At 70.0% G+C, this 8,222-nt stretch carries 9 protein-coding genes; 5 read left to right on the top strand and 4 right to left on the bottom strand.

Annotated features, from left to right (window positions below; genetic code table 11):
• The coding region (locus QQJ79_RS14090) for an ATP-grasp domain-containing protein (RefSeq protein WP_284223552.1) at nucleotides 1-1,210 on the top strand (1,210 nt) is incomplete at its 5' end.
• A gap of 12 nt (nucleotides 1,211-1,222) precedes the next feature.
• On the opposite strand, the gene QQJ79_RS14085 is transcribed toward QQJ79_RS14090, so the two are convergent.
• Nucleotides 1,223-1,843: a glutathione S-transferase family protein gene (locus QQJ79_RS14085; RefSeq protein WP_284223551.1), complete on the bottom strand. Its 621-nt coding sequence runs from the start codon at nucleotides 1,841-1,843 to the stop codon at nucleotides 1,223-1,225.
• Nucleotides 1,844-1,859: 16 nt separating this feature from the next.
• Nucleotides 1,860-3,131: a NupC/NupG family nucleoside CNT transporter gene (locus QQJ79_RS14080; protein WP_284223550.1), complete on the bottom strand. Its 1,272-nt coding sequence runs from the start codon at nucleotides 3,129-3,131 to the stop codon at nucleotides 1,860-1,862.
• Nucleotides 3,132-3,290: 159 nt separating this feature from the next.
• On the opposite strand from QQJ79_RS14080, the gene QQJ79_RS14075 reads away from it, so the two are divergent.
• Nucleotides 3,291-4,274, top strand: coding sequence for a DUF4349 domain-containing protein (locus tag QQJ79_RS14075; protein WP_284223549.1), 984 nt, complete (start codon nucleotides 3,291-3,293; stop codon nucleotides 4,272-4,274).
• On the opposite strand, the gene QQJ79_RS14070 is transcribed toward QQJ79_RS14075, so the two are convergent.
• The gene (locus tag QQJ79_RS14070) at nucleotides 4,271-5,152 is read right to left on the bottom strand and encodes a branched-chain amino acid aminotransferase (protein ID WP_284223548.1); all 882 of its coding nucleotides are present in this window, start codon (nucleotides 5,150-5,152) and stop codon (nucleotides 4,271-4,273) included. The genes QQJ79_RS14075 and QQJ79_RS14070 overlap by 4 nt on opposite strands.
• A gap of 88 nt (nucleotides 5,153-5,240) precedes the next feature.
• On the opposite strand from QQJ79_RS14070, the gene QQJ79_RS14065 reads away from it, so the two are divergent.
• From QQJ79_RS14065 to QQJ79_RS14055, 3 genes are all read left to right on the top strand, one after another.
• Nucleotides 5,241-5,972: a response regulator gene (locus QQJ79_RS14065; protein WP_284223547.1), complete on the top strand. Its 732-nt coding sequence runs from the start codon at nucleotides 5,241-5,243 to the stop codon at nucleotides 5,970-5,972.
• Nucleotides 5,973-5,979: 7 nt separating this feature from the next.
• Nucleotides 5,980-7,323, top strand: a complete 1,344-nt coding sequence (locus QQJ79_RS14060) for an ATP-binding protein (protein WP_284223546.1) — start codon at nucleotides 5,980-5,982, stop codon at nucleotides 7,321-7,323.
• Between the two features lie 78 nt (nucleotides 7,324-7,401).
• A complete protein-coding gene (locus QQJ79_RS14055; RefSeq protein ID WP_284223545.1) occupies nucleotides 7,402-7,896 on the top strand; it encodes a hypothetical protein in 495 nt (164 codons plus the stop codon).
• Here QQJ79_RS14055 and QQJ79_RS14050 read toward each other — a convergent pair.
• On the bottom strand, nucleotides 7,893-8,222 hold a 330-nt coding region (locus QQJ79_RS14050), incomplete at its 5' end, for a pyrroline-5-carboxylate reductase family protein (RefSeq protein ID WP_284223544.1). The two genes, QQJ79_RS14055 and QQJ79_RS14050, sit on opposite strands and share 4 nt — an antisense overlap.

Here is an 8,222-nt window from a genome sequence, read left to right as displayed (position 1 = left end):
GGTCGCCCGGCGCAGGACGGCGTCAAACGGCGGCGGGTGCGCTGGTCCGATGGCTGAGCGGGTCCTGATCACCGGCGCCCGGTCCGTGGCGGCGCTGGACATCGCCCGCAGCCTGCGCGCCGCCGGCTATGAGCCGCACCTGACCGATTGCAGCCCGGCCTGGCTCGCCCGCCTGTCGGGCGCCGCCGGACCGGTGCATCGCCATGCCTCGCCGGTCGAGCGTCCGGCCGACTTCGCCCGCGACATCCGCGACCTGATCGCCCGGCTCGATCCCGTCCGCATCATCCCGACCTGCGAGGAGGTGTTTCACCTCGCGGCTCTGGCCGAGGCCGACGGCTTTTCCGACCGGCTGTTCGCGCCACCGTTGGAGCGGCTGGCGACCCTGCACGCCAAGGACCGGTTCGCCGCCCTGTGCCGCAGCCTCGCCCTGTCCGTACCCGACACCACGGTGGTCGCCGACCGGGCCGCGCTGGCGGCCTTCTCCGGCGACGCCGCAGACCACGTTTTCAAGCCGGTCTGGTCGCGTTTCGGCGCCCGCACGCTTGTCGCCCCGGGCCCCGAAGACCTCGCCGCCGTCGCGCCGTCCCCCGACGCCCCCTGGGTCGTCCAGCGCCGGATCGTCGGCGAGGAAGTCAGCGTCTACGCCGTCTGCCAGGAAGGCCGGGTCGTCGCCTTCTGCGCCTATGGCTCGGACTGGCGGCTGCCCGGCGGGGCCAGCTACGTCTTCCGTCCCCTCCCCGCGGACCAGACCGCGCGGCTGCGTCCCATGGCCGACGCCCTCGCCGCCTTCGCGGGGACAGGCCAGATCGCCTGCGACGCCATTGTCGACGCCGACGGTCAGCCGTGGCTGATCGAGTGCAATCCGCGGGCGACCAGCGGCGTGCATCTGTTCGGCCGCAGCGCCGCCTTCGGTCAGGCCCTGATGGCACGTGGCGAGGCCGGGCCGAGCACGGGCGCATGCCAACTCTCCACGGCTCTCTGGCTCCACGGCCTGCCCACCGCCCTGCGTGATCGACGGCTTGCAGCCTGGCGCACGCAGCGAAGGCAGGGTTCAGACGCCGTGGGAGCTCCCGGCGATCGGTGGCCGGTCCTCGGCGCCCTGGCCGACGCCGCCGTCTTCGGCCTCCGCGCGCTTCGCACGGGCCGCTCGCTCACTGAGGCCATCACCGCCGACATCGAGTGGAACGGTCGGCCGTTCGATCCCGACTAGACCGATCCGATCCTACGCGCCCGCCGCCGCCGCGGGCCGCGCCCGACAGTCCGCCAGCCAGCGCGCCAGATGGGTCAGCTCTTCCGGCGGCCGGTATTTGATCAGCCGGGCGAAATCCAGACCGACCACGGCGACGACGTCGGCGATGGTGAAACGGTCCACGGCGAGGAACGCATGGTCCGCCAGCCGCCGGTCCAGGGTCTTCATGAATTTCTCGGCGGCGACGCGGTTGTATTCGGCCAGTTGCGGGATCTGGATCGCTTCCAGCGCGGCCAGCGCCGGATGGGAATGGCGCACGCTCAGCATGATCGGATTGGCCAGATAGAATTCGCACCGGCGGGTCCACATCTCGATCACAGCCTGTTCCCGCGCGTCGCGGCCGAACAGATTGGGTTCGGGATAGAGGGCCTCCAGATAGCGGCAGATGGCCACCGATTCCGAGATTGTGGTCCCGTCGTCCAGCTCCAGCGCCGGTACATGGGGCACGCCGACCCGCGCGCGGTACTCGGGCGTCTTGTGCTCGCCGGTCAGGATGTCGACCTCGATCACCTCGACGTCCTCGATCCCCTTCTCGGCCATCACCCAGCGGACCCGGCGCGGATTCGGCGCGCGGTGGGAGGTGTAGAGTTTCATCGATCTGTCTCCGGCTTCAGCGGAACATGGCGGCGGGCATGGCGCCGACGATGGCGGCCGTCATCAGGGTGGCCAGAAATCCCCCGAACAGGGCCTTCCAGACCATGCCGAGGACCTCTTCCCGGCGTTCGGGCATCAGCACGCTCAGCCCCGTCACCGTAATGCCGACCGAGCCGATGTTGGCGAAGCCGCACAGGGCATAGGTCATCAGCATCCGCGTCCGCTCGCTCATCTCGCCGGCCGGGACGGCGCCCAGCTCGATGAAGGCCTTGAACTCGGTCTGGGTCAGCTTGACCCCCAGCAGCCAGCCGGCCTTGCCGGCCTCGGCCCATTCGACCCCCGACAGCCAGGCGACGGGCATGAAGACCCAGCCCAGCAGACGCTCGATCGTCACCGGGCCGTCGAACAGCCAGAAGCCGCCCAGCATGACGTTGATCAGGGCCATCAGGGCCACGAAGACGATCAGCACCGCCGAGATGTTGAGCACCACCATCAGGCCGTCGGCCGTGCCCTTGACGATGGCGTCGATGGCGCTGTCGTATTTCAGGGCTGAGGCGTAGTCGGCCCCGGCGCCGCCCTCGCCCGCCGTCTCCGGGATCATGATGCGCGCCAGCAGCACCCCCGCCGGCGCCGAGACGATCGAGGCCACCAGCACATGGCCGGCGGCGTTCTGCATGACCGGGGCGAGGATGGCCGCATAGGCGACCATGGTCGAGCCGGCGACGGTCGCCAGACCGACCACCATCATCAGGAACAGCTCGGACCGGGTCAGCTTGTCCAGATAGGCGCGGATGACGATCGGGCTCTCGACCATGCCAAGGAAGATGTTCGCCGCCACCGCCAGGGCCGAGGCGCCGCCCAGCCCCATGGTCCGCTGGAACAGGAGGCCGAAGCCGTGGGTGATCCATTTCAGGATCTTCCAGTGCCACAGCAGGGCCGACAGGGCCGAGATCACCAGGATCATCGGCAGGACATTGAAGGCGAAGGTGAACAGGGCGGGCGGGTTTTCGACCGAATAGGGCTGATCGCCGCCGGCGAGGTAGCCGAACACGAACTGGGCGCCCGCGGCCGAGGCGCGGGTCAGGCCGTCCACGGCCCCGGTGATCGCCGTCAGGACAACCTCGGACCCCGGAATGCCGAACAGCACCATCACCAGAGCGGCCTGGACCGCGATCGCTCCCAGCGCCAGCCGCCAGGGGAAGGCCCTGCGGTTCTCGGACAGGCCCCAGCAGGCCGCCACGATGACCGCCAGCCCCAGCAGACTCTGAAGGTTCAGCACACTGAACATGGATGTGATTCCCCGCCGGCTCCCCGCCGGCCCGGTCCCGTTGAACGCCACGCGCGAACGTCTGGCAAGACGCCGTTTGGCTGTCTTGTGGCCAAGCTTCCGCCGCGAACGGCGCGCCCACTCACGCGACCGTGATCATCACGGAGCGGGAGACTCGAAATGCGCGCGAGACTGATAACCGTCGGCGGCCTTGCTCTGACAGCGCTGGCGGCCGGCTGCGGCCCGGCTGGCCGCGATGCGGCGACCTACAGTGACGACTCCGTCAACATGGAGCTCGCGGCGCCGAGCGAGGCCGCGGCGGACGCTGCCGCCGCGCCGCCGTCGGCCGTCATGCCTGCCGGACCGGGCGCCGCCGCGACCGGACACTCAAATGCGTCGCCGCCTGCGGCCGCCGTTCAGGCGCCCAGTATCGCCTATGTCTATCGCTATGGACTGGAACTCCCCGTCGACCGCGCCCCCGCCCTGATGAGCCGCCACGAACAGGCCTGCGTCGCCGCCGGACCTGCCGTCTGTCAGGTCATCGGCTCGGAATCCAGCCGCTATGGCCGCGACCAGCTGACCGCGCAGCTGGAAATCCGCGCCACTCCGGCCTTTCTGACGACCTTCCGGGCGCGGTTGGCGGGGGACGCCGAGGCCGCCGGCGGCCGCGTGGCCATGGCCGCGACGGAGAGCGAGGACCTGACGCGCGCGCTGGTCGACACCGAGGCCCGGCTCCGCGCGCTGACGACCCTGCGGGATCGGCTGCAACAGCTTCTGGCCACGCGCAGCGGGCCACTGGAACAACTGCTGGCTACCGAACGCGAACTGGCGCGGGTGCAGGGCGAACTGGACGCCAGCCGCTCGACGCTGGAGGTGATGCGCACCCGCGTGGCGACCTCACGCCTGATCATAACCTACACCGCCCAAGGTCAGCTGGCGCCCGACAGCGCCTTCCGACCGGTCACCGACGCCCTCGACAACGCCCTGACCGTCTTCATGAGCGTGATCGGGGCGCTGATCCTGTTCCTGGCCGGCGCCTTGCCGCTGCTGATCGTTGTCGTCCCGCTGGTCTGGCTGGGCCTGCGCTGGCGTCGCCGGATTCGCGCGGAACGGCTGGCGGCGAAGCGGGCGCGGGAGTCCGAGCCGGGAGGTAGCGGGGCCTAGATCTGACCGCGCACCAGCCGGCTGTACTCATCCATCAGGCTGAGGCTGATTTCCCCCGGGGTGAAGCGATCGTCGCCGATCTCGCTCACCGGGGTGATCTCGGCCGCCGTGCCGCACAGGAAGCATTCGCTGAACCCGGCCAGCTCCTCGGGCCGGATGTGGCGCACCTCGACCTCGAGGCCGCGCGCGGCGAGCATTTCCAGCACGGTCTGGCGGGTGATGCCGTTCAGGATCGCCCCGTCGGCCGGCGGGGTGATCAGCCGTCCGTCACGCACGAAGAACACATTGGCGCCGGTCGCCTCGGCGACGAAGCCGCGCCAGTCCAGCAGCATGGCGTCGGCGTATCCGCGCGCCTCGGCGTGGTGGCGGTTGATGGTGCCGATCATGTACAGGCCCGCCGCCTTGGCCTCGGTCGGGGCGGTTTCCGGCGACGGCCGCTTGTAGGGCGCCCAGCACAGGCGGATGCCTTTCGCCTTGGTTTCCGGGTCGAAATAGCTGGGCCAGTCCCACACCGCGATGGCCACGCGGGTCCGCGTCTGCTGCGCCGAGACGCTGACCTGCTCCGAGCCGCGGAAGGCGATGGGGCGCACATAGGCGTCCGTCAGGCCGTTTCGCGCGCAGGTCTCCTTGCAGGCGTCGTTGATCTGCGCCACCGTGAACGGAATCTGGAAGTCGAGCACCTCGGCCGAACGGAACAAGCGGTTCGTATGCTCCGTCAATTTGAAGATCTGGCCATTGTACATCCGCTCGCCTTCAAAAACCGAAGAGGCGTAGTGGAGTGCGTGGGTCAAAACATGCACGCGGGCTTCCCGCCAAGGCACAAATTCGCCGTCAAACCAGATCCAACCGTCACGATCGTCGATAGGAACGAAGGCCATTGAATATCGTCTCCCGCGCTGATCACCAGGTTAGAGCCGCCGGAATCGCTCAGGTCAACGCCTGGACGCACGGTTCGGTCGCTTCCGCATGACCGACGTCCGCTCCCATGGCCGTTCCGGCCCGATCGCCGGCGCCGGCGCCGGCCGGCATCTGCTGGTCGTCGATGACGACGACCGCATCCGCGAACTGCTGAAGGAATTCCTCGCCCGCGAAGGCTATCGCGTCACCGGCGCCGCTCACGCGGCGGCGGCCAAGCGTCTGATGGAGCTGATCGAATTCGATCTGGTCGTGCTCGACGTGATGATGCCGGGCGAGAGCGGCTTCGACCTCACGACATGGGTCCGGTCGAAGGCCGAGACCTCGAAGACGCCGGTCCTGCTGCTCACCGCGCGCGGCGATCCCGACGACCGGATCGAGGGCCTGTCCCGCGGCGCCGACGACTATATGTCCAAGCCGTTCGACCCGCGCGAGCTGGCCCTGCGCGTCGACGCCATCCTGCGCCGTACCGGCGGCAAGCCCCTGACCCCGCGCGAGATCAAACTTGGGCCGGCGGTGTTCGACATGGAGCGGCTGGAGCTGACGCGCGACGGCAAGATGCAACGCCTGACTGAGGCCGAGGCCCAGCTTCTGAAGACCCTGGCCATCCACGCCCATTCGGCGGTCGAGCGCATGAGCCTGTCCCCCGACACGGCCGACATCACCGGTCGGGCCGTGGACGTGCAGGTCACCCGCCTGCGCCGCAAGCTGGAGGCGGACCCCAAGAACCCGCGCTACCTCCAGACCGTGCGCGGCGTCGGCTATATGCTGGCCCCGGATTGATGCTGCGATGAGGCTGCTTCCCGCCAGCCTCTGGCCGCGGTTCCTGAAGCGGCGGATGCCGACCTCGCTGTGGGGACGATCGCTGCTGATCATCGTCCTGCCCGTGCTGGTCATGCAGGTCGCCGTGACCTGGGCCTTCTTCGACATGCACTGGCAGACGGTGACCGCGCGCCTGTCCGACGGCCTGGCCGGCGACATCGCCTGGGCCGCCGAGAGCTGGCGCGATGATCCGACGCCGGAAAACATGGCCGTCATCTCGGAACGGGCCGAGCGTTCGATGTCGCTGTCGGTGCAACTGCGCGAGGGCGACGTCCTTCCCGCCGAGAACCGGCGCGGCCCGATCGGAGTCGTCGACCGCACGCTTGAGAAGGCCCTCGCCACCCGCCTCGACCAGCCCTTCTGGTTCGACACCACACGCTATCCCGCCTATGTCGATATCCGCGTGCAGCAGCCCCAGGGCGTGTTGCGCGTCATCGCCCCGCGCGAGCGCGCCGTGGCCACCCAGGCCCACATCTTCGTCCTGTGGCTGACCATCGCCACCGTCCTGCTGATGAGCGTCGCCATCCTGTTCATCCGCAACCAGGTCCGCGCCATCGAGCGGCTGGCCGACGCCGCCGAGGCCTTCGGGCGGGGCGAGACCAGCGAGCATTTCAAACCCCACGGCGCGCGCGAGGTCCGCGCCGCCGCCAACGCCTTCCTGGCCATGCGCGAGCGGATCCAGCGCCATATCGACCAGCGCACCGCCCTGCTGGCCTCGGTCAGCCACGACCTGCGCACCCCCCTGACCCGGCTGCGGCTTGAGCTGGCCCTGGCGCCGCCGTTCAAACGCTCAAAGGCGATGGAGGGCGATCTCGACGAGATGGAGCATATGATCGACGAATACCTCGCCTTCGCCCGCGGCGAGGCCGGCGAGGCCGCCCAGGCGGTGTCGATCCCCGACCTGCTCTCGGCCGCCGCCGAGGACGTCCGTCGCGCCGGGGCCGAGGTCGAGGTGGTCGCTCCCGCCGACCTGACCGCCACCCTGCGTCCGCTGGCTTTCAAACGGGCCCTGACCAATCTGGCCGGCAACGCGGCCGCCCATGGCGAGCACGTCCGCCTCAGCGCCCGCGCCCTGCCCTCGGGCGGACTGGAACTGACGGTTGAGGACGACGGGCCCGGCATTCCCGAGGACATGCACGAGGAGGCGTTCCGACCGTTCTCCCGCCTCGACGCCTCGCGCAACCAGAACCGCAAGGGCGTCGGCCTCGGCCTCGCCATCGCCCGGGACGTCGCCCGCGGCCACGGCGGCGAGATCACCCTGGAGCGCAGCGACATGGGCGGCCTCCGGGCCCTGATCCGGCTGCCGGGTTGATCACATTTGATGGCGGGGACTGGCGAAGCGGGACCGTTGGTCCCACCTTCGATGCGGACCGGATCCATGGAGGACACCATGCGTAAACTCGCCGCCTTCGCTCCCCTCGCCGCCGTACTGGCCTTCAGCGCCGCCCCGGCCATGGCCGAGCCCGCCCTGATCAGCGTCAGCCTCGGTCCCGACCTTCAGGACAAGGCCGAGGAACTGGGCCCGCGCGAGGTTCAGGAACAGGCGGACCGGCTGGCCGAACTGGTCGGACGCGCCCTCGCCCGCGAAGGCGACCTTGACGGCGCCCGGATCGAGCTGGTGCTGACCGACCTGCGGCCCAATCGCCCGACCTTCCAGCAGATGGCCGACCGTCCCGGACTGGATGGCCACCGCAGCCGGTCGATCGGCGGCGCGGCCATCGAAGGCCAGATCACGACCGCCGACGGACAAGTCGTGCCGGTCAAATACGACTGGTTCTCCAGCAATCTCGGCGATGTGCGCGGCATCAACACCTGGGCGGACGCGGACCGGGCCTATCGCCGGCTGGCGGTGAACATCGCCGACGGCCGTTACGTCACGCGCTAGAAGCTTCGCGCCCGCTGCACGGCGGCCCTGACCGCGGCGCTGGCCGCCCGGTCGAGATCGCCGCTCGCCGCCATGGCGTCCAGCCCTGCGCGCGTCGTCCCGCCCGGCGAGGCGATGCGGGCGATCAGCGTCTCCAGCCCCTCGCCGGTCTCAACGCCGGCTCCGGCTGAACGCAACGCCCCTCGCGCCAGCCGCGTCGCCGCATCCGCCGACAGCCCCTCGGCCTCGCCGGCCCGGGCCAGCGCCTGCACGAAGGCGTGGATGAAGGCCGGCGCCGATCCCGCCGTGGCGGTGGCGACGTCGATGTGAGCTTCCTGATCGAGGTC

Source organism: Brevundimonas denitrificans (genome assembly GCF_030160755.1).
Classification (GTDB): Bacteria; Pseudomonadota; Alphaproteobacteria; order Caulobacterales; family Caulobacteraceae; genus Brevundimonas; species Brevundimonas denitrificans.
Note: the sequence above shows the minus strand (reverse complement) of the source record. Positions and strands in the feature narration are given on the sequence as shown.